Origin of the sequence: Parabacteroides goldsteinii, assembly GCF_020091425.1 — a bacterium.
Lineage (GTDB): Bacteria > Bacteroidota > Bacteroidia > Bacteroidales > Tannerellaceae > Parabacteroides > Parabacteroides goldsteinii.
The window spans coordinates 2,950,898-2,977,689 of sequence record NZ_CP081906.1 but is presented as its reverse complement, the minus strand read 5'-3'; the positions used below and the strand labels follow the sequence as shown (position 1 = coordinate 2,977,689).

At 41.0% G+C, this 26,792-nt stretch carries 24 protein-coding genes; 19 read left to right on the top strand and 5 right to left on the bottom strand.

All coding sequences use genetic code 11. From position 1 onward, the window contains the following. Positions 1–4,338 (bottom strand): T9SS type A sorting domain-containing protein, encoded by a 4,338-nt coding sequence (locus K6V26_RS13330; RefSeq protein WP_224265578.1) that lies wholly within the window; start codon positions 4,336–4,338, stop codon positions 1–3. Positions 4,339–4,743: 405 nt separating this feature from the next. Here K6V26_RS13330 and K6V26_RS13325 point away from each other — a divergent pair, with 405 nt between their 5' ends. From K6V26_RS13325 to wecB, 12 genes are all read left to right on the top strand, one after another. Continuing rightward, positions 4,744–5,232, top strand: coding sequence for a Dps family protein (locus K6V26_RS13325; protein ID WP_048318171.1), 489 nt, complete (start codon positions 4,744–4,746; stop codon positions 5,230–5,232). A 535-nt stretch (positions 5,233–5,767) separates the two neighbouring features. Further along, positions 5,768–6,862 carry an MraY family glycosyltransferase gene (locus K6V26_RS13320; protein ID WP_224265577.1) on the top strand — a complete coding sequence of 365 codons (1,095 nt, stop codon included), beginning with the start codon at positions 5,768–5,770 and terminating at the stop codon, positions 6,860–6,862. 95 nt (positions 6,863–6,957) lie between these two features. Continuing rightward, complete coding sequence (wecC, locus tag K6V26_RS13315) at positions 6,958–8,163, top strand: UDP-N-acetyl-D-mannosamine dehydrogenase (RefSeq protein WP_224265576.1); 1,206 nt, start codon at positions 6,958–6,960, stop codon at positions 8,161–8,163. A gap of 76 nt (positions 8,164–8,239) precedes the next feature. Beyond that, a complete protein-coding gene (locus K6V26_RS13310) occupies positions 8,240–9,754 on the top strand; it encodes an oligosaccharide flippase family protein (protein WP_224265575.1) in 1,515 nt (504 codons plus the stop codon). Positions 9,755–9,757: 3 nt separating this feature from the next. Further along, entirely contained in the window at positions 9,758–11,005 is a 1,248-nt protein-coding gene (locus K6V26_RS13305) for a Coenzyme F420 hydrogenase/dehydrogenase, beta subunit C-terminal domain (protein WP_224265574.1), read from the top strand. Next, complete coding sequence (locus tag K6V26_RS13300) at positions 11,002–12,138, top strand: polysaccharide pyruvyl transferase family protein (RefSeq protein ID WP_224265573.1); 1,137 nt, start codon at positions 11,002–11,004, stop codon at positions 12,136–12,138. Before K6V26_RS13305 ends, K6V26_RS13300 begins: the two co-directional genes overlap by 4 nt. A gap of 28 nt (positions 12,139–12,166) precedes the next feature. Beyond that, positions 12,167–13,102, top strand: a complete 936-nt coding sequence (locus K6V26_RS13295; RefSeq protein ID WP_242507907.1) for a glycosyltransferase family 2 protein — start codon at positions 12,167–12,169, stop codon at positions 13,100–13,102. Between the two features lie 5 nt (positions 13,103–13,107). Continuing rightward, positions 13,108–14,253, top strand: a complete 1,146-nt coding sequence (locus K6V26_RS13290; RefSeq protein WP_224265571.1) for an EpsG family protein — start codon at positions 13,108–13,110, stop codon at positions 14,251–14,253. A gap of 20 nt (positions 14,254–14,273) precedes the next feature. After that, positions 14,274–15,353, top strand: a complete 1,080-nt coding sequence (locus K6V26_RS13285) for a glycosyltransferase family 4 protein (RefSeq protein WP_224265570.1) — start codon at positions 14,274–14,276, stop codon at positions 15,351–15,353. A 130-nt stretch (positions 15,354–15,483) separates the two neighbouring features. Beyond that, on the top strand, positions 15,484–16,365 hold the full coding sequence (locus tag K6V26_RS13280) for an ATP-grasp fold amidoligase family protein (RefSeq protein ID WP_224265569.1): 882 nt from the start codon (positions 15,484–15,486) through the stop codon (positions 16,363–16,365). A gap of 105 nt (positions 16,366–16,470) precedes the next feature. Beyond that, entirely contained in the window at positions 16,471–17,175 is a 705-nt protein-coding gene (locus K6V26_RS13275) for a WecB/TagA/CpsF family glycosyltransferase (RefSeq protein ID WP_048317850.1), read from the top strand. A gap of 9 nt (positions 17,176–17,184) precedes the next feature. Then, complete coding sequence (wecB, locus tag K6V26_RS13270) at positions 17,185–18,321, top strand: non-hydrolyzing UDP-N-acetylglucosamine 2-epimerase (RefSeq protein WP_224265568.1); 1,137 nt, start codon at positions 17,185–17,187, stop codon at positions 18,319–18,321. Between the two features lie 78 nt (positions 18,322–18,399). Here the strand turns inward: wecB and K6V26_RS13265 are convergent, their stop codons facing one another. The 4 genes from K6V26_RS13265 to K6V26_RS13250 all read right to left on the bottom strand — a co-directional run bounded on the left by K6V26_RS13265 (position 18,400) and on the right by K6V26_RS13250 (position 20,078). After that, positions 18,400–18,672: a hypothetical protein gene (locus K6V26_RS13265; protein ID WP_046147464.1), complete on the bottom strand. Its 273-nt coding sequence runs from the start codon at positions 18,670–18,672 to the stop codon at positions 18,400–18,402. Further along, positions 18,669–18,983, bottom strand: a complete 315-nt coding sequence (locus tag K6V26_RS13260; RefSeq protein WP_224265567.1) for a hypothetical protein — start codon at positions 18,981–18,983, stop codon at positions 18,669–18,671. The genes K6V26_RS13265 and K6V26_RS13260 overlap by 4 nt, the downstream gene beginning before the upstream one ends. A 169-nt stretch (positions 18,984–19,152) precedes the next feature. Then, the gene (locus K6V26_RS13255; protein ID WP_224265566.1) at positions 19,153–19,614 is read right to left on the bottom strand and encodes a glucosaminidase domain-containing protein; all 462 of its coding nucleotides are present in this window, start codon (positions 19,612–19,614) and stop codon (positions 19,153–19,155) included. Positions 19,615–19,634: 20 nt separating this feature from the next. Continuing rightward, positions 19,635–20,078 (bottom strand): HU family DNA-binding protein, encoded by a 444-nt coding sequence (locus K6V26_RS13250; protein ID WP_164727204.1) that lies wholly within the window; start codon positions 20,076–20,078, stop codon positions 19,635–19,637. Between the two features lie 251 nt (positions 20,079–20,329). Between K6V26_RS13250 and K6V26_RS13245 the strand changes: the two genes are divergently transcribed. The 7 genes from K6V26_RS13245 to K6V26_RS13215 all read left to right on the top strand — a co-directional run bounded on the left by K6V26_RS13245 (position 20,330) and on the right by K6V26_RS13215 (position 26,771). Then, positions 20,330–20,554 (top strand): DUF4248 domain-containing protein, encoded by a 225-nt coding sequence (locus tag K6V26_RS13245; RefSeq protein WP_010802611.1) that lies wholly within the window; start codon positions 20,330–20,332, stop codon positions 20,552–20,554. A gap of 248 nt (positions 20,555–20,802) precedes the next feature. Beyond that, positions 20,803–21,234, top strand: a complete 432-nt coding sequence (locus K6V26_RS13240; RefSeq protein ID WP_224265565.1) for a hypothetical protein — start codon at positions 20,803–20,805, stop codon at positions 21,232–21,234. A gap of 325 nt (positions 21,235–21,559) precedes the next feature. Then, a complete protein-coding gene (locus K6V26_RS13235) occupies positions 21,560–22,042 on the top strand; it encodes a helix-turn-helix domain-containing protein (RefSeq protein ID WP_224265564.1) in 483 nt (160 codons plus the stop codon). Between the two features lie 11 nt (positions 22,043–22,053). Beyond that, complete coding sequence (locus K6V26_RS13230) at positions 22,054–23,400, top strand: replicative DNA helicase (RefSeq protein WP_007658471.1); 1,347 nt, start codon at positions 22,054–22,056, stop codon at positions 23,398–23,400. After that, positions 23,397–24,878, top strand: a complete 1,482-nt coding sequence (locus K6V26_RS13225; protein WP_224265563.1) for a DNA primase — start codon at positions 23,397–23,399, stop codon at positions 24,876–24,878. Before K6V26_RS13230 ends, K6V26_RS13225 begins: the two co-directional genes overlap by 4 nt. 34 nt (positions 24,879–24,912) lie before the next feature. Then, positions 24,913–26,376 carry a capsule assembly Wzi family protein gene (locus tag K6V26_RS13220; RefSeq protein ID WP_224265562.1) on the top strand — a complete coding sequence of 488 codons (1,464 nt, stop codon included), beginning with the start codon at positions 24,913–24,915 and terminating at the stop codon, positions 26,374–26,376. After that, positions 26,364–26,771, top strand: coding sequence for a lipocalin-like domain-containing protein (locus K6V26_RS13215; RefSeq protein WP_317197533.1), 408 nt, complete (start codon positions 26,364–26,366; stop codon positions 26,769–26,771). Before K6V26_RS13220 ends, K6V26_RS13215 begins: the two co-directional genes overlap by 13 nt. The last annotated feature ends 21 nt before the right edge of the window (positions 26,772–26,792 follow it).

Below are 26,792 nucleotides of genomic sequence, written 5' to 3'. Positions count from 1 at the left end.
TTATTTTACGATGATTTTATGGGTTGTTGTTCTTCCAGAATCGGTGGTCACCTTCACGATGTAGCTGCCTGAAGCCATATTCGCGGGGATGGTGGTTTCGACTGTCGTGGTCGACTGCTTTTCGACCAGCTGACCGTTCAGGTTATAGATCTCGATGACTGCCGCCTCCGAGGCTTCGCCAGGCATGCCCAGCTTGACGGTTATCGGACTGTTCTTCTGCACCATCGTCGGGTAAACGGTGGTTACGGGGAACTGTGTCAGCGTATCGAACGTGATCGGGCAACTCACCACATAGCTGTCGTCTGCACGGTAGGCCTGGATGAAGTAACTGCCCAACAGGCCCTCGGGCACGGAGTAGTAGATCGAAGTGCCGTTCTTCTCGATTTTCTGCCCGTCATGATACCACTGGAAACGGACAAACTCGTTGTCCGGATTGGTGATGTACAGGAATTCGTTCCATTTCACCAGGACTCTCAGGCCGTTCTTGCGCACCGTCACCGTCACACTGCTCTCCATCCCACAGTCGCCGTATACATCTACGTAGTAAGAGCCTTCCTTGTCGGACGTCAGGGCAGCCTGGTAGGTGGCCGAGGTCGCTCCTTCGATCGCCTCTTTGTTGAAGAACCACTGATAGGTCAGATTCAGGCCACGGGCTTCTACGCTCAGGGTGAAGGCGTCGCCGTCACAAACGTATACGGACTGCGGTTGTTTGGTGATCATCGTGGTTTCCAGCATCTCGATTTCGAACGGATGCAGTTCCACCAGGCCCGGGTCGCTTTTCTTGCGCACATACACGTTTCCGGAGTAAACGCCCTTGCCAATTATCCGGTAGACGGGCACTGTGAGATAGTCGGGAGTCACATCTTTATAGTCGGAATCCGTAAAGCCGGCTTTAAGCGCTTCGTCGGAGAAGCGGACGGAATATTCCAGGATATTGTCCGGATCGAGCAGGCGGAATGGTATTCTGAATTCGCTTTCCGAACCGCAGTGGGAGGCGATGTCGCCCAGTTCGACCATACCGCCGTCGCGGATGATGATGGTGTGGATGTAAGGCGGCTCGGTATAATAGGCTGTCAGAGCCACGCTTTCACCGTTGTAGAGTGTCAGCTTGGTCACCGTATACACGTAGGTACCGACCAGCGTGTGGGCTTCGCCCCGGTTGAAGGTATAACGCTCGGTTCTCGGAACGGCTTCCTCCAACGGATAGTGGTAACCGGCGGGGGTGGCGGTGTATTCGATCTCCCAGCGGTCATAAGTGATGTTGTTGAAACCGACCGGACGGATCTGAACGTAGACCGGTGTGCCTTTCACTACGCTTGTCGTAGTCAGATTGTCCACATCGCGGAAGTCCTGAAGCTGGTTCGACGCCGTGAAGACCGACCATTGCAGGGCGCCGTGCGGGCCGGGACCGGGACCTTCACCATCCTTAATAATAATTGTATGTTTGTATGGTGAATCATTATAATCGTATGTCTCGACGATTTTGTTTCCATACAGGTCATACAATGTCAGTTTGGTGACAGTGTAGACATATGTGCCGATTTCCGTATGTGCTTCGCGGTTGTTGAAATTATGACGTTCGGTCTTGACGGTTGGATTCATGCCATAATAATGTTCCGCCGGAGTCACGGAGTATTCAACATCCCAACGTTCAAAAGTGATGTCTTCATGTCCGATCGGGCGGATTTGTACAAAGACAGGAGTTCCATAATTCACGGACGTTGTTGTCTGGTCGTCCACGTCACGGAAGTTAGATTGCTCGTGAGTGGTGGTCGATACCGACCATTGCAAAGCCGGTATTTTAGCTATCGGCTTCGCCTGGATGATCACGGTGTGGGTACAGGTGGCATCGCGGTAGTTATAGGTAGCGACCTCTCTGTTCCCTTTGTAAAGAATCAGTTTACTTACATTATAATAATAAGTACCCGGTAATACGTGGGCTTCTCCCTTGTTGAAGTCATAACGGATGTTTTTTGCGATTGCATCTTCCATCGGATAGTGGTAATCAACCGGCGTTGCGGTATATTCAATAGCCCATCGGTCGTAGTCAACCCTGTCCAGATAAACCGGCCTGATCTGTACATAGACAGGCGTACCTTCCATCACAGAGGTGGTAGAGTTGTTTTCTACATCTTTGTATTCATATATTTCATTAGTTGTCTTGGATACCGACCATTGAAGTTTATCCAGGTCTCCTTCAACAACCAACGGATCCCCTTCTTGGGGCGCCTTGAACTTACAGTTATAGAAACTACCGTAATTGGAGTTTGTCACGTTGTTCCCATCATCTTTAACAGCGTCATAGATGGAATAATCTTCAGAGAAGTCGATGTTATGTAATCTGATATATTCCGGGTTGGTGGCAGGTAAGTTGATTTTTGATCCATTGAATTTTATCAGGTTTGTACTCGTGAGTTCATCTGATAAAGAACTGACGGCGATAATATTAGTTTGTCTTTTACTGAAATAATCTGTAATAGTAAACCCGCCGACCTGATTATCCTTACTTATTAATTTAATAAGTTTAGGTTCCGGCAGTGTACAACTGTCTTTTGCCGCACTAGAAAATAATGTATTGATATTTTTGAACGGATCGCTTGCAGAATTAAATATGAGATATGCCCCGGTCGAAGCATCCATAAATACTGCATCGGTAGTAGATGCTGTTGGAGGGGTAGCTAATTCTCTTGATACCAGAACATCATAGTATGAATTGACATTTGTATTAGGTTTACCTCTTAATTCTAAATATTTGTACTCATTAGGAAAAGAAATACCGGTACTGGAATATTTCCAGATACGTATTTTTTTCCCCGCAGGTAAATCCAATTTTCCTGCAAAAACAATATTTCTGCTTCCCGGATTTTTGTTTGCATGGGTACTTAAACCTGTTATTGAAATATAATAGGGATATGCACCTATGTTTTTTATTGTAATGTCTTTGAAATAGTGGCCGTCACCTGTATTTATATTTATAGGCGCATATGATCCGTGTAATTTCCCGCTTTCGAAAGTAAGATTGATGTAATATCTTTTATGATTAGGATCTCTGGTGTCACTGGCAATACTGGTAAATCCTTCGACGATATTAATAACTGAATAGGAATTTGTTATATTACCAATGTTTTTAAAAGTAAGATCTCTTAGAAGAATATTATCAGCAGCATTGATCGTTATAAAATATTGGTTATTCGCTTGATTACTTTTGGAGCCGTAGGGATTTCCATAAAATTGCATACTACCTCCGTCAAATACAATATTCTCGATAACGACATTATCTAATATTTTGTATTTTACATGACCTTTATTGCTTTTATATGTGTCCCAGTATCCATAATTCGGTCCTATAATTGCAGGAGCTGTTTCCCTGTCTCCAAGTCCGATAATTTTTAATCCGTCTTTATAAAAATGTGATTCTCCGCCATTTTCAAGAGGAGCATACATCCCCGAATCAAAAAACAATGTATTATTGGCTAATAAAATATTTGAAGGTATCCTCGCGGCCGATGTTATAGTACATCCTACATCCGAATGATCGTAACTGGTAGCGGTCAGAAGCTTTGTTGTACAAGTATATTCTTTACCTTTATATGTAACAGTATGGGTTTCACCATCTTTGTAGGTCCCTGTATTTTGAGTGACAAAGTAGTTAGTACCCCCATGATTTGTTGCATCATAATCAACAACTGGATCAGTAAACGTCTGTCCGACCGTCACCGGGAATGCGGTATTATCCAGTTTTGCACCGGCAGGCAGTGCCGGGTTTTTATCCGTTATCATCGTTCCGTCGAATGTAACGCCGGCGGAGGCCTCGGTTGCATCCGTGAATTCTGTTGCTTTGATAGCTACTTTAATTGTCTTGCCATGATCCGCTTTTGCAAATGTGTAGTTTAAAGTCGCTGTCGTCGCGTTGGTTATTGCCTGGTTTCCGATATACCACTGGTAGATATGGCCCGTAGAACCATTTGCTTTGAAGGCGACAGTCAACGTTACCTGATCCCCTTCTTTAAGGAGTTCGGTCGGCATCCCGGTGAGACTGGTAACAGTCGGTTTTCCAATGACTTTGATCGGGACCAGGTTACTGGAACCTGATGCATCTTTGCATTGTAATAACTTTCCGTTGTCCTTATAAGACAAGGATACATTAGTAAATGTAATACTTTTTCCATCCAATGTCCATCCTGTGGGAGTTCCTCCGCTTACAGAGAAATAGTCACCAAGATTGATGTTGCTTCCCTCCGGTATTGAAGGTGAGGCGGTGGGTGAAATCGTTAGTTGTGCAAAAAGTACTCCTGCTAAATTCAGTAATAGCAATAAAATAAAGTTTTTCCGTATCATGTTTTAATTATTAGTGGCAAATATTCTATGTGTCAAATGTAAATTAAACTTTTTTTACTTACAATTGTTAATGAGTTGGATTAACGCTGATTATGAATTTTTATTGTTAAACAATTGATTTATGGCGTATATGTAAATGAAAATGACCGAAATGTAAAATGAAGAATGTTTAATTAAATCTTCAAAAAGAGTCTTTGTTTGTTCCGATATGTATAAATGTGCTTTTTGAGTATATCATTTATATGAATGTTTTTGATCTGATATCAGTAATCTACTTGCTGAAACCGTATTGATAGATTTTGTCTATGATGATATAGTAATTATCTGTTTGACAGGTGTTTATATCTGCTGTATCTTTGCAGTACAAGAAAAATAAAAACGTATAATAATTAAAAACAGAAGAATATGAAAACATTAGATTATTTGCATTTAGACGCATCAGCAGCAAACAAAGTAGTAGAAGCATTACAACAGTTATTGGCCGACTACCAGGTATTTTATACAAACCTTCGCGGATTCCACTGGAATATTAAAGGACACGGCTTCTTTGTTCTTCACAGCAAATTTGAAGAAATGTACGACGATGCAGCCGAGAAGGTAGACGAACTGGCAGAACGTATCCTGATGTTGGGAGGTGTTCCTGTAAACAAGTTCAGCGAATACTTGAAAGTAGCCAGAGTAAAAGAAGTATCAGGCGTATCCTGTGGTGACGAAGCCCTGGAAAATATCCTGAATACTTACGGTCAGTTTATCGCTGAAGAACGTAAACTGCTTTCTCTTGCCTCAGAAGCCGGAGACGAAGCTACAGTAGCGCTGATGAGCGACTATCTGAAAGAACAGGAAAAATTAGTTTGGATGTTAGTAGCTTATTCAACTTGCGACTGCAAGAAGTAATGAGAAATAAGTATAAGTATTAATAATTCATTCGTTGCGTTAGGAGGGAGGATGCCGTGAGGTATCCTCTTTTTGTTTTTGAAAAAAAAACAAGAATTTTATGTAGCCTCTGATACGTAAATTATAAAGCCCGTTTTCCCCTGTAAAATACCTGAAAACCGACCTGAATTCACCTGCCTTCAAATAGCTTTCCTTACGATTTGAAACCTGTGTTTGTTGTTAGTTATTTGATTGTGTAATAATGAAATACAATGAAAAATAAGCTTTTTGGAGTTTGTCTTGGATTTTATAAAATGACTAGATAAAACGATCGTTTTTTCTAGTCACGGCAAAAGTATATATAATTTTTTGAATAGACAAAATAAAAAAATCATTATCCCTTGTTTGACAAGGTTAGATGAATATTTCAATCTTTAAATTTAACAATTTAGTATTCCTAGAAAATGACTAGAAAAAACGATCCTTTTTTCTCGTCATTTTCGTCGTTACAATCTGTAACTGACGAACTTTTTTGTACCCCGAAAAACAATAGTAAATGACTAGTATTATATTGATTATCATAGGAGTGATAATTTCAATCCTATTTTCTTCTTTTATTATACCTCGTATATTGGTAGTAGCTTTCCGAAAGCGTTTATTTGATGTTCCGGATGAACGAAAGGTGCATCAAGGCATCGTACCCCGTTTAGGTGGTCTTTCATTTGCTCCCTCTATCCTTTTTACATTATCGTTTACGACAGGACTTCGTTACCTGATAGGTGATGGAATTCCTGAAGAGATGCTTTGCTTTATCATTCCGGAGTTTTATTTCTTGGTCTGTGGGTTAACACTGTTGTTCTTAACCGGCATAAAAGACGATTTGGTCGGTCTGCGCTATCGATCGAAGTTTGTTATGCAGATTCTTGCTGCTATCATGGTTCCTTTATCCGGTTTATGGATTAATAATTTATATGGTATTTTCGGAATCCATGAGTTGACACCCTGGCTGGGAGTACCATTAACTGTTTTTCTGATTGTATTTATATGTAATGCGATTAACTTGATTGATGGCATTGATGGACTAGCTTCCGGTTTAAGCTGCGTATCTTTGGCTATTTTAGGATGTTTATATGTTCATAACCATTTATGGATGTATGCTATGCTTGCTTTTGCCTCATTCGGTGTGTTAGTTCCTTTTTTCTATTATAATGTATTCGGTAAAGTCGAGCGATGCCGGAAAATTTTTATGGGAGATACAGGTAGTCTGACATTAGGTTATATCCTGTCTTTCCTGATCATCCGTTATACAGTTTGTGCTCCTGATATTATACCTTATTCAGACGGAGCGATCATTGTTGCATTTTCAACAATAATTATCCCTATGCTTGATGTAATGAGGGTCATGTTTGTTCGTTGGCGTAGCCATAAGGGGATATTTGTTGCAGATAAAAATCACATTCACCATAAACTGTTGAGTATGGGATTAACACAGAGGCAGGCAATGTTATTGATATTGACTATAGCTTGCTTATTCAGTGGTGTGAATATCTGTTTGATATCATATATTGATAATAATATTCTGATATCTTTTGATATTCTTGTATGGGTAGGTCTTAACCTATGGTTTGACAGAATACGGAAAAACACTTAACATAAAATCTGCTTAGTGTAGAATTTTAGGAGTAGCGTTGAGTTTTGAAATATTGTTAGGTAAGAATAATTAAGTTTTTTATAAACAGAAAAATTATGAAAGCATGTTTTATGGGGTTGGGATACATTGGACTTCCCACAGCGATCATTGCAGCTAAGCATGGAGTAAACGTTTTAGGTGTCGATATCAATTCAGGTGTGGTAGAAATGACAAACCAGGGTAAACTTCATATTATTGAACCCGGTATGGAAGAGTATTTACAGGAAGTGGTAAATGCCGGATTGTTGAAAGCTTCTACTACCCCTGAAATCAGTGATGCTTATTTTATGGTTGTTCCCACTCCGTTTAAAGGCAATCACGAACCGGATATCTCTTATGTCGAAGCAGCAACCCGTTCCGTTCTTCCTTATTTGAAGGAAGGAGATTTATATGTAATAGAATCGACCTCTCCGGTGGGAACGACGGAAAAGATGCAAAGTCTGATTTTTTCAGAACGGCCGGAGTTGAAAGACAAAATATATATTGCTTATTGTCCGGAGCGGGTGTTGCCGGGGAATGTCATCTACGAACTGGTTCATAACGATCGTGTGATCGGAGGAATCAATCCGGAGTCGACTGATAAGGCAATCGAATTTTACAGCCAGTTTGTACAGGGAACATTGCATAAGACAAATTGTAAAACGGCAGAAATGTGTAAACTGACCGAGAATTCATCCCGTGATGTGCAGATCGCTTTTGCGAACGAACTTTCACTCATCTGCGACAAAGCCGGTATTAATGTATGGGAACTGATCGAATTAGCCAATAAGCATCCGCGGGTAAATATCTTGCAACCGGGAGCAGGTGTAGGAGGGCATTGCATTGCAGTAGATCCTTATTTTATTACAGCCGATTTTCCGTATGAGTCACAATTGATATCCAAAGCACGTGAGATCAATAATTACAAATCCTTCTGGTGTGCCGAAAAAGTGCATAATGCCATCTTAAAATTTGAATTAGAGCACCACCGCAAGCCGATTGTCGCTATGATGGGACTTGCTTTTAAGCCGAATATCGATGATTTGCGTGAATCTCCGGCTAAATGTATTACGACAAAAGTGATGCAAGCTTGTAATAATGCGGATATTCTGGTAGTTGAGCCGAATGTGAAAGAGCACAAGGTGTTTAAACTGACCGATTATAAAGAAGCCTATGAGAAGGCGGATATTGTGGTATTTTTGACAGCCCATGATCCATTCAAAGAATTACCTTATATGGAAGATAAAGTTGTATTAGATTTTTGTGGGATTTATAGAAAATAATTACCTGGATATTTTATCCAGCCCAAATAAATTTCGTTAACGAACTTAGGTATAAAGTAGACTTTTCAATAGGAGAATGGACCAACTTAAAGCCGGAGCTTTACTTTCTTATGTAGTTTTAGGGTTGAATACTTTGATAGGATTGCTCTATACTCCATTTATGCTGCGTATGCTGGGGCAATCGGAGTTTGGGTTGTATTCATTGGCTGCTTCCGTTATTGCTTATTTAACTGTTTTGGATTTGGGTTTTGGTAATGCAATAGTGCGTTATACCGCCAAATTTCGAGCAGAAGGTAAACAAGAAGAGCAATACGAAATGTTCGGTATGTTTTTTTTGCTGTACCTGTTTATTAGTGCATTGGCCTTCATTTTAGGATTGTTTTTAGTGGGTAATGTAGATTGTTTGTTTGATACCCATATGACGACGGATGAGATAGGCAAAATACGGTTGATGTTGTTGTTGATGGCATTTAATCTGGCATTTACATTTCCGATGAGTATTTGGGGGGCTATTATCACAGCCTATGAAAATTTTGTATTTCAGAAAATAATAAACATAGCTCGCATTCTCCTGAATCCAATTGTGATGATTGTTTTGCTTTTGTTTGGTTACAAGGCTGTGGCAATGGTAGTTGTGACAACCTCTTTTAATGTTGCCACTTTAGTCATTAATTGGATTTATTGTAAAAGAAAATTACATATTCATTTACGCTTTACCCATTTTAAATGGGACTTCCTGAAAGAGGTTTCCATTTATTCGTTCTGGATATTTTTGAATGCTATAATAGACCGGATTTATTGGAGTACAGGACAATTTGTTTTAGGTATTTTCCAGGGGGCAATAATGGTTGCCGTTTATGCAGTAGCCATACAATTGAGTAATCTATATATAATGTTTTCTACAGCTATTTCTGGGTTGTTTTTGCCTAAAGTAATGGCGATGGTGACACGGAATGAAGATCGTAAAGTAATTTCTGATTTATTCATCAGGACAGGACGTATTCAGTTTATTGTAATAGCTTTTGTATTAGCCGGTTTTATAATATTTGGTCGTCAGTTTATTCTACTTTGGGCAGGAGAAGGGTATGAAAATGCTTATTGGATCTCTCTGTTGTTTTTTATACCCTTAACTGTCCCTTTAATTCAGAATCTTGGAATTACGATTTTACAGGCTCGTAATGAAATGAAGTTTAGATCTACTTTATATGTAATCATAGCTATTGTCAGCTTGGGACTATCTATTCCAATGGCAAAAAGTTATGGTGGCATAGGTTGTGCCTTTGCAACGGCTTTAGCTCTTACGGCAGGACAAATTGTGGTGATGAATATTTATTATCAAAGAAAACAAGATATAGATATTATAAAGTTTTGGAAAGAGATTGGAAAAATGTCAATCATTCCTTTTGTTGTAACATTATTTTCTCTCTTGCTTATATGGAAAATGGATATTGACATATCAAATATTACTCGTTTAGCCGGTGGTATTGTTTTATTTTCTTTATTCTATCTTCCTCTTTCCTGGTTTGGCTCTATGAATGCTTCAGAACGTTCGCTGTTTAGTGGTATGATCCTGAAATTGATAAAGAGATAGTCTATGATTAAAATAGATAGTAAGGAAAAGTGCTGTGGTTGCTGGGCTTGTGTACAACGCTGTCCAAAACATTGTATTACAATGGTAGAGGATGATGAAGGTTTCCTTTATCCCAAAGTGGACTCTTCACTTTGTATTGATTGCAGTTTATGTGAAAAGGTTTGCCCTGTAATTAATCAGGGGGAACCAAGAATACCGGATATGGTTTATGCCGCAAAGAATTTGAATGAAGAGATTCGTATGGTTAGTTCTTCCGGGGGAATTTTTACGTTGTTAGCAGAAGAAATAATAGCTAAGGGTGGTGTTGTTTTTGGTGCCAGATTCAATGAAGAGTGGGATGTTGTCCATGATTATACAGAAACGATAGAAGGTTTATCTGCTTTCCGGGGTTCTAAATATGTACAAAGTAGGGTGGGGAAATGTTATTCACAGGTAGAGGAGTTCTTGGAAAAAGGTCGTAAGGTTCTATTCTCTGGTACTCCTTGTCAGATTGCGGGTTTGAAACGTTTCCTCAGGAAAGAATATGATAATCTCTTGACGGTGGATTTCGTTTGTCATGGCGTTCCGAGTCCGGGGGTATGGCGAGAATATCTGAAGGAGGAAATTGCACGTCAGTGCGATGGGAAAAATATAGTTTTGTCTCACCCAGTTTTAAATGATAGAGAAGCTCGTATTGAGAGCATTTCGTTTAGAAACAAATGCCTAGGTTGGAAAAGATTTAGTTTTGTTCTCACTCTCTCTTTGTCCGATGGGTACGGAGATAATAAATTAGTTTTGCTTTCGGAACCTTTAAACAAGAATATTTTCCTGCGAGGCTTTCTGGCGAATTTGTATTTACGTCCGAGTTGTCATATTTGTCCAGCGAAGAGTTTGAAGAGTGGAAGTGATATTACAATTGGGGATTTTTGGGGAATACAAAATGTGATGCCTGAGATAGATGACGATAAAGGCGTGAGCGCGGTGATGGTGAGTACGGAAAAAGGAAAAGAAATCTGGGGAGAAATTACAACTATTAACTATGAGGTTGCTTTTGATGATGTGGTAGCTGCAAATTCAGCCTTGATTCATTCCGTGAACCTTAATCGATATCGGAATATGTTTTACGGAAGCCGGATGAATACAATAGAAATGCGAGTGGCAAGTTTGACAAGTATTTCCTTTTGCCAACGTTGCCGTGGGTTGTTGTCTGCGATTTTGCTAAGGTTGGGACTTCTTGATAGATTGAAGGGTAAATTGAAAAAAAGATCATGAAGATTGGTATTATTACACAACCGTTAGGTTTCAATTATGGAGGATTACTGCAAAATTATGCGTTACAAACCGTATTACGCCGTATAGGGCATGAGGTTGTTACCTTGGACCAACCGAATTGCCAGATCGGATTGTTTCAGTTGTTAGCCTCTGCTATTAAGACTTTTTTACTGAAATTGATTGGAAAAGGAAAGGGACGGCGTTATCCGTTTGTGGCAAAACCGAGTCAAATAAAACACATAGCAAGGTATACCGATTATTTTATAGACAAATATCTGGTACATTCTACGAAGATGATCGATGCTGATAAGACTGCCCGTTATGTGCGAGAAAATCATATAAAGGCATTTGTGGTGGGCAGTGATCAAGTGTGGCGGCCTAAGTATAACGTGGATATATACCATTCATTTCTTGATTTTACCCGAGGGATGGATGTGCGGAGAATAGCATATGCGGCTTCTTTTGGTGTGGATACGTGGGAGTATTCATCCCGTGAAACAGATTGTTGCAGGCAATTAGTCCAAGCTTTTCAAGCAGTGTCGGTACGCGAGGAGTCTGGTGTAACGCTATGTTCAAAATACTTAGGTGTGAAGGCTATCCCTGTACTTGATCCGACCATGCTTCTTGACAAAGAAGATTACGAGCTTTTAGTGGAACAGGAGGATGAATCTTCATGTGATGGAAATATGCTTTGTTACATATTGGATAAGAGTGAAACGAAGAATCGGATAGTAAATGAGGTGGCGGAATATTTACATTTATCACCTTTCACAGTAATGCCGATTCAACCATTGAATGGAGAGACGATGAAAAATATCAACCAATGTGTGTTCCCTCCGGTGACCAAATGGCTGAGGGGATTTATGGATGCCAGTTTTGTTGTGTGTGATAGTTTTCATGGCGCAGTGTTCAGTATAATTTTTAATAAACCATTCTTGGTGATAGCAAATCAGGGGCGTGGGATGGCTCGTTTTTATTCCTTGTTACGTATGTATGGACTAGAAGATCGATTAGTTACTGATGATATGGATATTTCCTTGCTAGAGAAGCCTATCGATTGGATCGTTGTTAATAGAAAGAGAGAGGAGATGAAAGATATCTCTTTGGCTTTTTTACGGGAAAATTTGAAATAGATTAGTTATTATGCTTGAAAAACCTAAAGTGTCAGTCATAGTTCCTGTCTATAAGGCAGAAGCTTATTTATATCGTTGTGTGGATAGTCTGTTGGTGCAGACCTTCACTAATTTTGAGATATTACTGATAGATGATGGTAGTCCAGATCGTAGTGGGGAAATCTGCGATGAATACGCAAGAAAGGATACTCGTGTACGGGTATTCCATAAGGAGAATGGGGGCGTATCGAGTGCCCGCAATCTCGGTTTGAAGTATGCACAGGGTGAATGGATAGCCTTTGTGGACAGCGATGATTGGGTGGAATCGGACTTCTTGGAGGTCTTCCGCATACTGTCTGTCGATGTGGATATGATTCACTGTGGGTTACAGTTGGAACAGAAGCCGAAAAAGTTTGTTCGTTACTCCATATTTCGTCATAGACAGCAAATCAAGCCCAGTGAACTGCTTAATCCGGTATATTTCTCTTCGTGTAGTGTCTCTTATTTTTATAAGCGAAGTTTGATAAACAATTTAGGATTAAAATTTTGTGATGTCATTAAATATTCTGAAGACCGGCAATTCATCATTAAGTATCTGTCCTCTTGTAGTAATAATGTATTACTGATAGATAATCAAGCTTATCGCTATTGTCTGAACTCTAGCTCTGCTGTGCATTCCGAAAGGAGTTATACACGATGTTTAGACGATTTAGTGGTATTACATTCATTGAAGGGGTTACCTTTAGCCACTGCAACTCCCTTTGTGTTTCGTCTATTTGTAAAGGGATTTATCCTAGCCTATTGTATTTATTGCGATAAGAGTAAACCTGATTTCCATGTAGCAATAAACGATTTAATACGCTATTCTGAAGGTTATTCGCATGAATACTTGTTGTTTCAATCTTTTGTAAAGTACCCTATGCTGACAGTTAGCGCCTTTAAATGCTATTGGTGGATTCGAACGATTTATCATAAAATGAAGTAGAAAATATGATTACAAGCTTTTTGGTATATCCTTTTATGATTTTTTCGATGTTTATGCTTTTCAGAGTTCCAGTAAACTGCTATAATGGTAGATTATTGAAAGCACGAACAAATATGATGTATTGGTTTCATGTTGCGATTGGCATTTTCATTTTTATCTTCTTTACCGGGGTAAGATGGGATGTTGGTATTGATCAATTATCCTATTGGCAAATTTATAATACTCTATCTTTGACTGATACCTTTATAAGGGATGATATGGAGATAGGTTTTGTTGGATTTATGAAGTTACTTTCAAAATTCGGATTATCTTCAACGGTGTTTTTTGCAATAGTGGGATTAATACAATTGTGCTGCACTCTGACGATTTTTAGAAGAGAAAAATTTGTGATTCCATTCTTTTGTATAGGGCTTATATGCGGTGGAATTTTCTTTTCTTGGTGCAATGGTCTAAGACAACAGCTTGTATTGTCTGTTTTTTTATGTATTTGTTCTTTCTTCTTATTGGAGAAAAAGGTCGTTCCTACTCTTATTTCTATATTTTTGTTGACGTTTTTTCATCGTAGTGCAGTTTTTTTATTTGTGCTTGTGCCCTTAATGTGGATTGATTTAGAAAAGTTTTTTATTAAAAGGAAATGGCAATATTTAATATTGTTTGTAGCTTTGATTTTATCACAATTTTCAGTATGGGAGAACCTGTCTGATTATTTGGATAAACTCTTGGTATTTGTAGAGTACGACGATAGATACAACTCTGAAGTATTGATGCGGGTAGGTTCCCGAACAGTGAATTTCGGAGCAAGAAGGATCATATTTTTGCTATTTGATATCCTAATTATTTTCTATTCAAATAGAATGCGCCAATTTTATTCATCTAAGATCTATTATTTTGTTCATGCATTGTTCCTGGTTTTAATATTTATACAACCATTGTTTATGAATAGTTTGGCTTTTTCCAGATTTGTAGATTACTTCGTTATTTACCGGGTAATTATGTTGGCTTATCTGATGTATTATTTGTTTTATATCCATTCATACATGATGGGCTGGGTGATAATTCTATTATTGGCTTGTCATCTTTCCATACAAATAATAGTTGATAAAGGCCATCACAGTGATTGTGTAAGGTATGATTTTGTTTGGAATAGATAAATTTTTAGCTCTCTATAAATATGATACAACAAAGTGACAGGATTTTAACCATTGGTCCCGACCCGAAAGCAAAGGGTGGTATGGCTTCGGTGATAGCTTTTTTGGCTCCGATGTATACACCGTTCCATTTAGTTGTTACTTATAAGGAAACATCGAAAATTGGTAAAGTACTTTTGTTTGTGAACGCTGTCCTGAAAACATTCTATTACTGTGTGTTTAAACAGATAAACGTTTTACATATCCACACTGCTAATTATACAGACTTTTATCGCAATTCTGTATTGATGTATATTGGTAAAATGTTTAATAAGAGAGTGCTATTGCATATTCATGGTGGTTTGTTCAATGAGTTTTATAGCGCTCATCCCGGCTATGTAGCATCGATCTGTAGATCGGCTGATGCCTTGATAACGGTGTCATCTACTTTTGTAAAGATGTTGCGTCAATATGAGCTGAATAAACATATATATTGTTTGCCCAATTGTGTGGAAATACCCGCACTATATCGCATGGAACAGCATCACGATAAATTACGTTTGGTTTTTATGGGGCGGATCAGCGAAATAAAAGGTATATATGATGTATTGGAATGTTTGCATAAATATAAAGAACTATTACAAGACAAAATAGAACTGCATATTGGTGGTGTTGGTGATGAAAAACGATTTCAAAAGATGATAACCAACTATAACCTATCGTCCATGATAGTGCAGCATGGATGGGTGAATGGAGAACAAAAAGAAAAATTGTTCTGTTCGTCGGATGTTTTTATTCATCCTTCACACTTTGAGTCGTCCGGTATAGCTATTTTGGAAGCACTGTCCTATGGGTTACCTGTCATTACGACATTAATCGGAGGTATTCCTGATTTCTTTGAAGATAAGAAAAGCGGAGTAGCAGTAACTCCTGGTAATGTAGACGAAATATACGAAGCAATTCTCTCGTTTGTGAATGATCGCCACTGCATTTTACAAATGGGAGAGCATGGAAGAGCGATAGCTAGGCAATTTACACCCTCACAAATAGAGCATCAATTGCAAAATATTTACGCAAAATATATCCAAAATGCTTGTGAGAGTGAAAATGCTATTAAAAAGTAGCCTACCTGAAGACTCTTTAATCAGAGATGTTGAGTGTTTCCTGTAGAAATTTCCTCGAATTACAAATTGGTTTAACATAATATTTTGGTGTGTTATTATTCTAATTGTTTCATTTTAAAAGTAATGGAGAATGTTGTTTGTAGATAGATTTAAATTATTTTGTATAATTCCTTTTAGCTTTTTAGGATATTTGTTTCCAAAGTTTGTTTTAACCTTTCGATATTATCGTTGGACAAGAAAACTTATTCGTTGGAATAATCCTAGAAATACACAAGAATATTCATTAGGTTTATTGTTTAAAAAAAATACGGATATTACTTTGTTGGCTAATTTAGCAGATAAAGTAAAAGTTCGTGAGTTTGTAAGAGATAAAATAGGTAATCAGTATTTGACTGAAATGTATGGGTGTTGGGCTTCTGCAGATGAAATAGATTTTGATCTTCTTCCTGATTCTTTCGTTCTAAAGACAAATAATGGATGTGCCAGTAATATAATTGTTAGAGGAAAAAATAGTATTGATATAGAAAAAGTCAAATCAAAATTGGATTATTGGCTTCGTTTTCCGTATGGGGCATTAACCGGACAAATTCATTATTCTAAAATTAAGCCTTTGATCCTTGCTGAGAATTATTTGGAGCAATCGAAAGATAAAGATATTCTCCCTTTTGATTATAAATTCTTTTGTTATAAAGGAAAACCTTTATATATCCTTTATTATGAAGGCCGAAAATTGAACGGACATATTACTCCTAACATGTTATATGATATGAATTGGAATCCTTTAAATAGTGAAGTTAATTTTCCAATAGATCATGTTGTTAATAAACCTATATCTTTTGAGATAATGAAGGCCTGTGTTACGTCTTTATGCGCAGATTTTGAATTTGTTAGAGTTGATTTTTATGAGATAGATAATCATCCTGTATTTGGTGAAATGACATTTACTCCTGATATATTGACTAATATACGTGAAGATTTTTATCCGTTAATGCGTTTAGGATGCATTTCTTAATTAAAAAGCCATTATATTCTACAGAGCAACATCACAACACCCCTATCTTGTATTTGCGGGGCGAATAAACTGGGTGAAATGTATTTAAAATAATTGTAAATTCTTATGCAAAACACTATCGTTACCCTTAACGGAGTAAATATTCATCCATTTACTTCCGCTCAAAAGCTATTGGATTATGTCGACCAAACTAAAGGTCTCCTTGTTGCTATTAATGCCGAAAAGATCCTTCATGCGACTGATCAGATGCGTGCTATTATTAATCGAAATATTGGATACTGCGATGGGGCAGGGCCGATGTTGGCATTGAGGCGCCATGGATATGATGATGTAATCAAAATACCCGGTTGCGAACTGTGGCTGAAAATTATTGAAGCTACCTATAAACAAAAAACATTTTATCTGGTAGGCGGGAAACAGGAAGTAATAGAAGAAACTGTCAGTAAATTGAATAATGATTATCCGGGCATTCGTATTATTAGTTTTCGGAACGGATACATCAAAACTGATCAAGAACGGCAGTCTTTGATTGCGGATGTGGCAGAGAAGAAACCCGATGTCGTTTTTGTCGCAATGGGTTCACCAAAGCAAGAATTGCTGATGGAGGAAATGTTCAGTAAACATCCGGCTATCTATCAGGGATTGGGAGGTAGTTTCGATGTGTATACAGGAAGGGTGAAACGGGCTCCTAAATGGTGGGTGGAGCATAATCTCGAATTTGCTTATAGATTGATAAACCAACCGTCCCGTATCAAGCGGCAGATACACTTAGTCCGCTTTCTGTTTCTTGTCTGGATTGGAAAGATATAATTAGTGAACATGAAAACAATAATGCTCGTCTTCGGGACTCGTCCCGAAGCAATAAAAATGGCTCCTTTGGTAAAGGAGTTTGAGAAGTATCCCGAACAGTTTAAAACAGTGGTTTGTGTGACTGGCCAACATCGCGAAATGTTGGATCAGGTGCTTCATCTTTTTGAAATTCATCCGGATTATGATTTGAATATCATGAAGCAAGGACAGGATTTATATGATGTGACTGCCCGTGTCCTTACCGGCATGCGGAATGTACTCAAAGAAGTACAACCGGATCTCGTGCTGGTACATGGCGATACGACTACTTCGACGGCTGCTGCTTTGGCAGCTTTCTATCAGCAGATACCAGTGGGGCATGTTGAAGCGGGGCTTAGGACACATAACATATATAGTCCCTGGCCGGAGGAGATGAACCGTTTGATAACGGGGAGGATTGCTACGTATCATTTTTCTCCGACACAGTTGAGCTGTCAGAATTTGTTGGATGAAGGTGTGAAGCAGAAGTCTATCCTTGTAACCGGCAACACAGTGATCGATGCTTTATATCTGGTAGTCGATAAAATTAAAGGAAATGAAGCGTTACAAAAGGTATTGACGGAAGAATTAAAAACTGCCGGATATGAAATCAGGGATCGTCGCCTTGTTCTTATTACCGGACACCGTCGCGAGAATTTTGGGGAGGGTTTCATTCAAATGTGTAAGGCTATCAAGACACTGGCGGAGAAGTATCCGGAGACAGATTTTGTCTATCCGATGCATCTGAATCCGAACGTGCGTAAACCGATTCATGAAGTTTTCGGAAATTCGGATTTGCAGAATATGTTTTTCATTGAACCGTTGGAGTATCTGCCGTTTGTTTACCTGATGGAGAAATCGGCCCTTGTGCTTACCGATAGCGGTGGAATACAAGAAGAGGCTCCGGGATTAGGTAAACCGGTATTGGTTATGCGTGATACAACCGAGCGTCCTGAAGCTCTGGAAGCGGGAACGGTCAAATTGGTGGGAACGGATTACGATAAGATTGTACAGGAAGTTTCCGCTTTGCTGGATGATAAAGGGTATTATGACAAAATGAGTAAAGCAGTAAACCCTTATGGAGATGGTAAGGCTTGCGAAAGAATTGTTCATTTTGTAATGGGGTAAAGAGGTTGTACGAATAACTTTATACACGAAAAGTCTGTTACCCCCTCCATATCAGAGAAGATAACAGACTTCAAACGATCAAACATCCGTCTCTTCATCTTCCCATTCCTCTTCCGGAAAATACTGGTCGATGATAACGAAAAACAGATGATATTTACATAAAATATGACGTATCCAGCGTTCGCTCACCAATAGCTTTTTACTGATCCGGGAGATATCCCGGTCGGTAATCCCGGAGATATCCATACTTTCAGCATGTTTTCGGTAAGCCTTCAACAGACAGTCATAGATGGCATATCCGGTCGCTTTGTTGCGGCGGATCATGTGTTGGTAATTTTCTTCGTAACTCATGCTGTGAATAATTTGTACAGACCGCCGATCAGTCCTGCAGCCATCAGGCTGTAACCGGCAATGTCTATGGGTTCGACACGTTGTTTGGTTCCCCAGTCGCTCTGGTGGAGAGCGAGAGTATCGCTCCGATAGCCGTCAGCGTCACTTCCGTCTGCTCCATCAGGAGAGACAGCAGGGTGATCGCCATCAGGAACAGGACGAGGATAGGGATGGGGACAAGGGCAGTCACCGGCTGCCGGCTTTTGCTTGCGGGGAAAGATGATCCGGACAAGGCTGGTGAGAAAGTTGAGAATGGTTTCAAGAGTTTTCATTTTGTATATATTAATATTTAGAAATAATTGAGCTATCCCGTTCCCGTGCTTGACACGGGATCGCAAAGGCACAGACCGTATCCTATAATATCTTTTGATACCGCCAGTTCTCTTGCGGCCCCGTGTCAAGCACGGGGACAGGATAGTTCAAATCTGATAAAAGGTGAACTCAGCAAACAGTATATCTTTCGATCGTCCGGCAAATCGACACCAACATCCTTTGATAGGCAGCACGGTTGTCGCCATTCACTTCGCTGATGTATTTACTGTAAGCGATCTCTTTGGCATAGGCCGAAGGATGGGCACTGAGCGAGGCAGCCACCGGATAAGCAGTGTGGATCAGACGGGCGAAATCCATAAAACTGTCTTCCGCCGATTCGTAGGTGCGGAACCATAAGGAAGTATGGCCACTGTTTTCAGAAAGATCGGTCTTTGTCCCTTTCCAGAAAGTGTTTGGATGTCCGTAGGCGGTGATACCGAAGAAGTTGTTATGCTCCTTTGCCAGCGTACTTTCTCCCCAGCCGGTTTCAATGGCCGATTGGGCGAGGATGACGATCGGATTGATTCCGAAACATTCCCCCGCTTTTTGAGCGGGGAAAAGATATTGTTTGATAAATTCCTGTTTTAACATAACGGATAATTGATACGTTACTACTCGATTTCCGGACGGTCCGAACCACCTCCTGTAGGCGGAGTGACGGTTTCGGTATCCATCTTTTCATATTTGGCATTCTTGCGGATCTCGTTGAGCATGGTGCCCGGTGAGAAGACGATACGAGCCTTGTTGAAGAGGGAGACATTGAAGTCCTTTTCATTCTCAATACCCTTGCTGCCGGCAACCATACGGAAGTTACCCAGGCGGCCCATCTGGATCACATCGCCTTCTTCCAGGCGTTCTTCCATAACGGAAAGAAGACCTTCGATGACAAGCATCACATCACCGATAAAAGCGGTGCTTCGAACAGCGATCAGATCACAGAGCTTGTTGAAATCGAGTTTCTTCAATGAACGGACCTGTGCATAAAATAATTTGGAACCTTCGGCAGCGTCTTTGCGCATGTCGGGACGTTTTACTAAGTGAAAACTTAAAGCCATGGGGGATAATTTTTTAATTTGACAATGTGCCAATATGCCAATGGAAATACTCCGAAAGCTATTGACGGTTAACTGGTTGGTTATCGATAACATGACAAAGATAAGGTGCTGGAAAAACGGCTGTGACATGAAATGTCATCATCGGCGGCGAAGGGTTAAATAAGTCCGTATAAATAATGCGCATAAATATTGAATTTCATTTCTTTATGTGGATTTAATTTCTTATCTTAGTAAGACTAAATCATAAGAATATGGACGAAGGAAAATTCAAAATCCGCAGTTACGGATGGACGGAACTGGCACTCTGTTACAACCCGGATTTGCATCCGAACTCAGCATCACGTTTGTTGCATCGCTGGGTGGTAAGAAACGAAAAATTGACCAGGGATTTAAGGGCAGCCGGGTTCTGTGAACGGCAACGAAAACTGACTCCGAAACAGGTCGGGGTGATTGTCGATTTCCTGGGAGAACCTTGAGAATTGAAAATTAAGAATTGAGAATTGAAAATTTGAAAGTCCCTTATTTCGGAGATGAAAGATATATGTTTTGAAGATAAAATAAGGGACTTTTGAATGCAAAAGATATATGTTTTTTTAGAGGAAAAGGAGATTCTTACTGTTGACAGGAAACATCTGTTGTACAGCATCAACTTAAAAGTTATGCTGACAGAAGAATTAAAACACTATAAAAAAAAATTGGTGGAATTGTAGGCAAAAATTTGGCTTTGGATAAATTGGAAGCCTATATCGGAGAGTGCCCGGACCGCCGGATCGAAATAATGAAACTGGCCTGGCTGTTGGGGAGTGATGAGTGTCACCAAAAAAAGGGTTGGACTGATTTGGCAAATAAGTTTTTTGACAAATTCCGACCGGAAATATTGACTTGGTGTGGTTTTGACCTGGTAGACCCGTGGAAGGAGAGAGTACCGGTGAACGACCGGAAATTTTTGAGTGACCTGCTGGGGCAAATGAAGGTATATTATTTCAATGATGTGTCTTTCGACTTCCTGGCTGAGCGCTTTTATCTCTGTTTTCGTCTGGAGGGAACGGTCGGTTCTTTTTGTACCGAAATGAAAGTACATGACTCCGATTATTCGGATTGTATCAAACATTTTTTGAATGAAATAAATAGGATTAATAACAAAAACAAGAAATAATAATTGATTAATACGCTGTATAACAGGTTTTTCTGTGCTTGTTTTTGCTGTGATTTTAGTAATTGCCGTCTGGTGCATACCCTCTACCTTTGCAGGGTGAAAGTGAATGATACCGGATGTTGTTAATCTTTGAAATCTGAAAAAAATGGCCGCAGGCCCTTATTTAGTTATAAATATTTATATTCTATATTAAAAGAGGAATTTCAGGACATTCCCGAGCGACTTGAAAAGTCTCCTATTAATAGGCTCATTATCAGAGAGGTATAGACACGAAGCAAATTCATTTTCATCTTGATATTAATTTCAAACTTAATTTATATAGGGTATGAAAGATTATTGTGCTGAAAATGAGAAGAATGCGTCCGATATTTTTGGAAGTGCATTCCTGACTGTTCCCCGCTTTATCCTGGATCAGTTGTTTAGTGAAAATCTGCCGGTCCGGCAAGGGGGATGGTTATATCTGCTTTTATTTGCCGGCTGTTTTTATGCAGATGGGCATGTTCGGTTGAACGACCGAATGGTAAGTTGTCGTAAAGGCGAGTTTGTCGGTACCCAGGCTCAACTGGCTCGTTTGAGCGGGATCAATGTATCGACGGTCAATCGCTTGCTTCGCCAGATGGCGGATAAGAAATTGATTACTATGAACCGTATTCCCGGTGGAACCCGTATCCGGGTGAATGGTTATGTGAACTTTACGGCAGCTCCCGAAAAACCGAAAGTCGAGGAGAATAACCTTGCCGATCAATTGAAAGCTGCCAAAAAGCAATTCGGAGGGAGACAAATGGATGATGATGTTTCAACTTGTTAAAACGGACGGATATGAAAGCATTTGAAAAAGCAGAAGCGGCGGTTATCAGTTCCGTTTTATCGGTAGAGTCGGCCATCATAGAAGTTTATCCGGTATTGAAACCGGAGATGTTCAGTCATCCGGACCTGGCGTTTGTCTACAGTGCGGCTTGTTCGCTGTATGAAAAAGGGAAGAGGGCGGACCTTGTGACGGTGGATACGGAGATGCACCGGTTGGATGAAAAACATTGGAAAGATATTAACGGGGTAGCGGTCCTGAACGACTGGATGATACAACTTCGGCATACCGCTAACCTGAAACAATATGCAGAAGAGGTGAAACGCCGTTATATGCTCCGGATACTTTCGGGGTTGTTCGGCGGATTGAAGGGGAAGGCGGATGACTTCGGGACTTCCTATGCCGACCTGATCGGAGAGGCGGAACAGAAGTTGTTGTCGCTGCGTGAGACTTGTACGGTCGGTAAACCGCTTCGACAGATCGGAGCGGTGGCACAGGAGGTGTTGCAGATGCACCGCGAACGTCTGGAAACCGGTACCGACAGCATGCGTATCCTGACGGGGATCGAGGCTTTCGATTATGTGACCGGCGGACTCTATAATGGCGAACTGACTGTGGAAGCCGGACGTCCCGGCGACGGAAAGACGGCTGTAGCCATGCATATTGCGATGAATGTGGCGATGGCGGGGAAACATGTTTGTTTCTTTAGTTTGGAGATGACGGCATTGCAAACCCTGAACCGCCTGTTTGCCGGTTATGCAGGGATAGATGCGAACCGTTTGCGTATCTCCGGAGCGAACCAGGCGGACCTGGGAAGGATGGAGCGGTTGGCGGAAGATTTTAAGAAGCTGCCGTTGTATTTTGACCATACGTCGGGAAACAGTGTCGCCAATATCCGTGCCCAGGTGAAACTGCAACGGCGTAAGAAGAAATGCGACCTGGTGGTTATCGATTATCTTCATCTGATACAAAAGGAACGTTCCAAAAACGAGACAGTGGACCAAGCGATCGGACGGATCGTAGAAGCATTGAAGCAATTGGCGCAGGAAGAGAATATCCCTGTGCTGCTTCTTTCGCAGATGAACCGTAACAGCGTGAACCGGGATGGCAAACTTCATTTGCCGGAGCTGCATGACTTACGTGACTCGGGGGTGATCGAACAGGTCGCCGATTGTGTCTATTTTGTTTATATTCCCCTGAAGAACGGGGTGGAAAATGATCCGGTGACGGGCGAAAGCCTGGTGGATGTCGGTGAACTCTGGATTAAAAAAGTACGTAACGGTTCTGTCGGGGTGGCTCGTTATCGTTTCAATGAGAGTTATACGCTTATTTCCAACTATTCAAACCGGAAGAAGCCATGACGAAAAGAGAGATCGAACAAATGAAGTCGTCTGTCTGCATCAAGGAGGTAGTCGAGGGGTATGTGCCGCTGGAACGGAAGGGGAGTAACTATATGGGGCTTTGTCCGTTTCACGAAGATCATCATCCATCACTTATAGTGAATCCAGAGAAGCAAACTTTTCATTGCTTTGCCTGCGGGGAACATGGGGATGCGATTGCTTTTGTGCAGAAGATGGAACATTGCAGTTTTATGGAGGCGGTGGGGAAATTGAAAATGGAAAATGGGAAATTGAAAATTAATAAGAAAAAGGCGGAGTCTGTTCCTGTGAATACCAATGAGAAGAAATTTTCAATTGAAAAAAACTGTAAATTTTTTTCCTCACTTTTGCCTTATGCTTGCGGTAACTCTGAATTGACGCCTGCTTACCTGGATTTTGAAGTCGGGCAATCTCCTGTAAATGTACCGAAGGAGTGGTATGCGATGCGTAACCGTGTCATTTTTCCGATCCGTGACGAAGCCGGGCAGTTAATTGCTTTTGCTGCCCGCCGGTTGGCGGATGGTAATCCGGATGAACCGAAATATATCAATACTTCAACAGCCGGTGGGTATAAAAAAAGCGATCATTTGTATGCTTTGAACCGGGCGAAGGAGGCGATTGTGCGTGAAGGTTTTGTTTTTGTGGTCGAGGGATATAAGGATGCGATAGCCATGCATGCGGCGGGTTTGACGAATACGGTCGCTTTATGCGGGACGGCTCTGACTGGCGGGCAGGTGGAATTGCTGAAACGGTACACCGGCCATCTGTGTCTGTTATTGGACGGGGATAAGCCGGGGCGTGATGCGGCACGGAAAATTGCGCTGTCGCAGGAGGCGGTTTTTCCGGAGATACAGGTTCTTTATTTACCGGAAGGAGAAGACCCGGATTCGTTGTTCCGGCGGCATGGGAGAGAGGTGTTCGTCGCCTTGATCGACCGTTGCCGGACAAGGCCGCATTATTCGGAAGAGTTGTTGTTGTCGGCTTGCCTCTTGTATGCGGATACGTATTATTTTTTCAAAGGGGAGTTTTGCCTGTTTACGGAGGTGATCCATACGATTCTCCGTTCGGATAACCTGTTGTTTGAACATGGGGACTATCGGACGATTTTGTCCCATCTGGCGGAAGGGTATCCGGAAGCTGACCTGGAGATGGTGCTGAGAGGGGTGGCGGACGGGTTGCATGCGGAGTATGACGGGATGGTCCGGCAGGATGTGGAGGCGTTCCGGCTTCTTTATCCTGAAGCATCCAATTACCGGGAGATGTATCTGGTCCGCTTGTTGTTCTTTTATACTGAAAACCGGATATTGAAGGATATCCGGAAGACGGTGAGGGCTTTGTTGCAGTCTTCTCCGGATGAGACCGGGCAACGTCTGGAAATGCTCGTTCATATAGCCGAACGACGAGAGTTGTTACGGCACGTGGCGGAGAATCTGGATAGGCCGGGGACGGTTTGGGGATGATGGGGTTGATTCAATTCTTTCTAATCAAAAACAAATGAAATCAATATCAAGCTTACTTCTTTGGGGAGGCATTCTATTGCTTCCCCTAACCTCTTATGCTCAGTTTACCAAAGGACTGAGTTATCGGGCGGAAACCGGCGTCAGCTTTAGCGGAGGGGAACATACTCCTTTCTGGTTGACAGCGAATAAGCAGGGACTTTCGTCCATTGAAAAGAATAACGGGTATCTGCGTGCCGGTGTTTTCCGGGAGTTGGAAAACGATAAACGTTTCTCATATGCTTTCGGGGCGGACCTGGCTGTAGCTTATAATTTTACATCGACTTTTGTGGTGCAACAATTGTATGCGGATTTGAAATACCGTTGCCTGGGGTTGAGCATCGGAAGTAAGGAGCGACATAGCGAATTTAATAATTCGTTACTGAGTAGCGGTGGACTGACATTCTCGGGAAATGCGCGTCCGGCTCCGCAGGTTCGTATCGGTATTCCTGAATATACGCTTGTTCCGGGGACAAAAGGTTGGTTAGCTTTCAAAGGACATATCGCTTATGGTATGTTTACAGACGATGGCTGGCAAAAAGACTTTGTGGCTCCGGGAGGTAAACATACGGAACATGTGCTGTATCATTCCAAGGATTTGTATGTGAAGATCGGTAACCGGGAGAAGTTTCCGTTGATTTTAGAAGGGGGATTGGAAATGGCTGCCCAGTTCGGAGGAAATGCTTTCATTGGAGATAAGAAGATCGATATGCCGAACGGGATAAAGGATTTCTTTAAGGTGTTTATTCCGAGTGGCGGAGATAGTAGCACACCAACAGGGGAACAGATAAATGTCTATGGAAACCATTTAGGTAGCTGGAACTTCTCTCTGACCTGGTATGCTCCAAAAGAATGGACAATCCGTCCTTATTACGAACATTATTTCGAAGACCATTCGCAGATGTTTGGTGAATATGGCTGGAAAGATTGTCTGGCAGGAATAGAAATAACGTTTCCCAAGAATCCGGTGATCGGTAGTTTCGTTTACGAATATATCTCAACGAAAGACCAAACGGGCCCTGTTTATTGGGACCATACCCCTGAAATACCTGAACAAGTGAGTGGTACAGATAATTATTATAACCACTACATCTATGCCGGTTGGCAGCATTGGGGAATGGGGATTGGAAATCCGCTAGTCATGTCTCCGATTTATAATGATGATGGAGAAATAGTCTTTAAAAGCAATCGCTTGCAGGGACATCATTTGGGGATCATGGGTACTCCTTGTGCCGACCTGCAATACCGAATCCTTTTATCGTTTACCCGCAACTGGGGAACTTATAGCTTACCTTTTTATGAGATCAAAAAGAATGGAAATGCTCTGATTGAATTAACCTATACACCCCATCAGTTAAAAGGCTGGGACTTTACAGCATCGCTGGGTGTTGACAGGGGCGGGATGTTGGGTAAAAGTGCCGGTGGAATGCTAACAATCAGAAAAACGGGATGGATACGATGAATACAATGAATACGATGAAAAGATATATAACGGCAGTGTTGCTGGTTCTGATGGTCAGTGCCTGCGGAAAAATGCCGATCAATGGAGACCTGGATGGTCGCTGGCAGATCATGAAAATAGCATATGTGTCGGGAGAGGAAGATACACCGGAACGGGCATATTACAGTGTCGCTTTGCATACAATCAATCTGATGAAGGTTGATGTAACCAGTCAGACCGGTAATATGGAATATACCGGAGATTCCTTGTTTGTAGTCATGCCAGTCAGCAAAGTTAAAGACTTATTGCCATTTGGAATGAACGGAACGGAGCAACGTTTCGGCGTCAAAGAATTAACATCGAAACATCTGGTCCTGCAATCGGATTATGCCCGGTTGGAATTCAGGAAGTTTTGATTCAACAATTTTTTAATTGAA

Excerpts from the sequence above, each read along its gene's own strand:
- K6V26_RS13330 (WP_224265578.1), bottom strand. The coding sequence starts at position 4,338 with ATGATACGGAAAAACTTTATTTTATTGCTATTACTGAATTTAGCAGGA.
- K6V26_RS13325 (WP_048318171.1), top strand. The coding sequence starts at position 4,744 with ATGAAAACATTAGATTATTTGCATTTAGACGCATCAGCAGCAAACAAA.
- K6V26_RS13320 (WP_224265577.1), top strand. The coding sequence starts at position 5,768 with ATGACTAGTATTATATTGATTATCATAGGAGTGATAATTTCAATCCTA.
- wecC (WP_224265576.1), top strand. The coding sequence starts at position 6,958 with ATGAAAGCATGTTTTATGGGGTTGGGATACATTGGACTTCCCACAGCG.
- K6V26_RS13310 (WP_224265575.1), top strand. The coding sequence starts at position 8,240 with ATGGACCAACTTAAAGCCGGAGCTTTACTTTCTTATGTAGTTTTAGGG.
- K6V26_RS13305 (WP_224265574.1), top strand. The coding sequence starts at position 9,758 with ATGATTAAAATAGATAGTAAGGAAAAGTGCTGTGGTTGCTGGGCTTGT.
- K6V26_RS13300 (WP_224265573.1), top strand. The coding sequence starts at position 11,002 with ATGAAGATTGGTATTATTACACAACCGTTAGGTTTCAATTATGGAGGA.
- K6V26_RS13290 (WP_224265571.1), top strand. The coding sequence starts at position 13,108 with ATGATTACAAGCTTTTTGGTATATCCTTTTATGATTTTTTCGATGTTT.
- K6V26_RS13285 (WP_224265570.1), top strand. The coding sequence starts at position 14,274 with ATGATACAACAAAGTGACAGGATTTTAACCATTGGTCCCGACCCGAAA.
- K6V26_RS13280 (WP_224265569.1), top strand. The coding sequence starts at position 15,484 with ATGTTGTTTGTAGATAGATTTAAATTATTTTGTATAATTCCTTTTAGC.
- K6V26_RS13275 (WP_048317850.1), top strand. The coding sequence starts at position 16,471 with ATGCAAAACACTATCGTTACCCTTAACGGAGTAAATATTCATCCATTT.
- wecB (WP_224265568.1), top strand. The coding sequence starts at position 17,185 with ATGAAAACAATAATGCTCGTCTTCGGGACTCGTCCCGAAGCAATAAAA.
- K6V26_RS13265 (WP_046147464.1), bottom strand. The coding sequence starts at position 18,672 with ATGAGTTACGAAGAAAATTACCAACACATGATCCGCCGCAACAAAGCG.
- K6V26_RS13260 (WP_224265567.1), bottom strand. The coding sequence starts at position 18,983 with ATGAAAACTCTTGAAACCATTCTCAACTTTCTCACCAGCCTTGTCCGG.
- K6V26_RS13255 (WP_224265566.1), bottom strand. The coding sequence starts at position 19,614 with ATGTTAAAACAGGAATTTATCAAACAATATCTTTTCCCCGCTCAAAAA.
- K6V26_RS13250 (WP_164727204.1), bottom strand. The coding sequence starts at position 20,078 with ATGGCTTTAAGTTTTCACTTAGTAAAACGTCCCGACATGCGCAAAGAC.
- K6V26_RS13245 (WP_010802611.1), top strand. The coding sequence starts at position 20,330 with ATGGACGAAGGAAAATTCAAAATCCGCAGTTACGGATGGACGGAACTG.
- K6V26_RS13235 (WP_224265564.1), top strand. The coding sequence starts at position 21,560 with ATGAAAGATTATTGTGCTGAAAATGAGAAGAATGCGTCCGATATTTTT.
- K6V26_RS13230 (WP_007658471.1), top strand. The coding sequence starts at position 22,054 with ATGAAAGCATTTGAAAAAGCAGAAGCGGCGGTTATCAGTTCCGTTTTA.
- K6V26_RS13225 (WP_224265563.1), top strand. The coding sequence starts at position 23,397 with ATGACGAAAAGAGAGATCGAACAAATGAAGTCGTCTGTCTGCATCAAG.
- K6V26_RS13220 (WP_224265562.1), top strand. The coding sequence starts at position 24,913 with ATGAAATCAATATCAAGCTTACTTCTTTGGGGAGGCATTCTATTGCTT.
- K6V26_RS13215 (WP_317197533.1), top strand. The coding sequence starts at position 26,364 with ATGGATACGATGAATACAATGAATACGATGAAAAGATATATAACGGCA.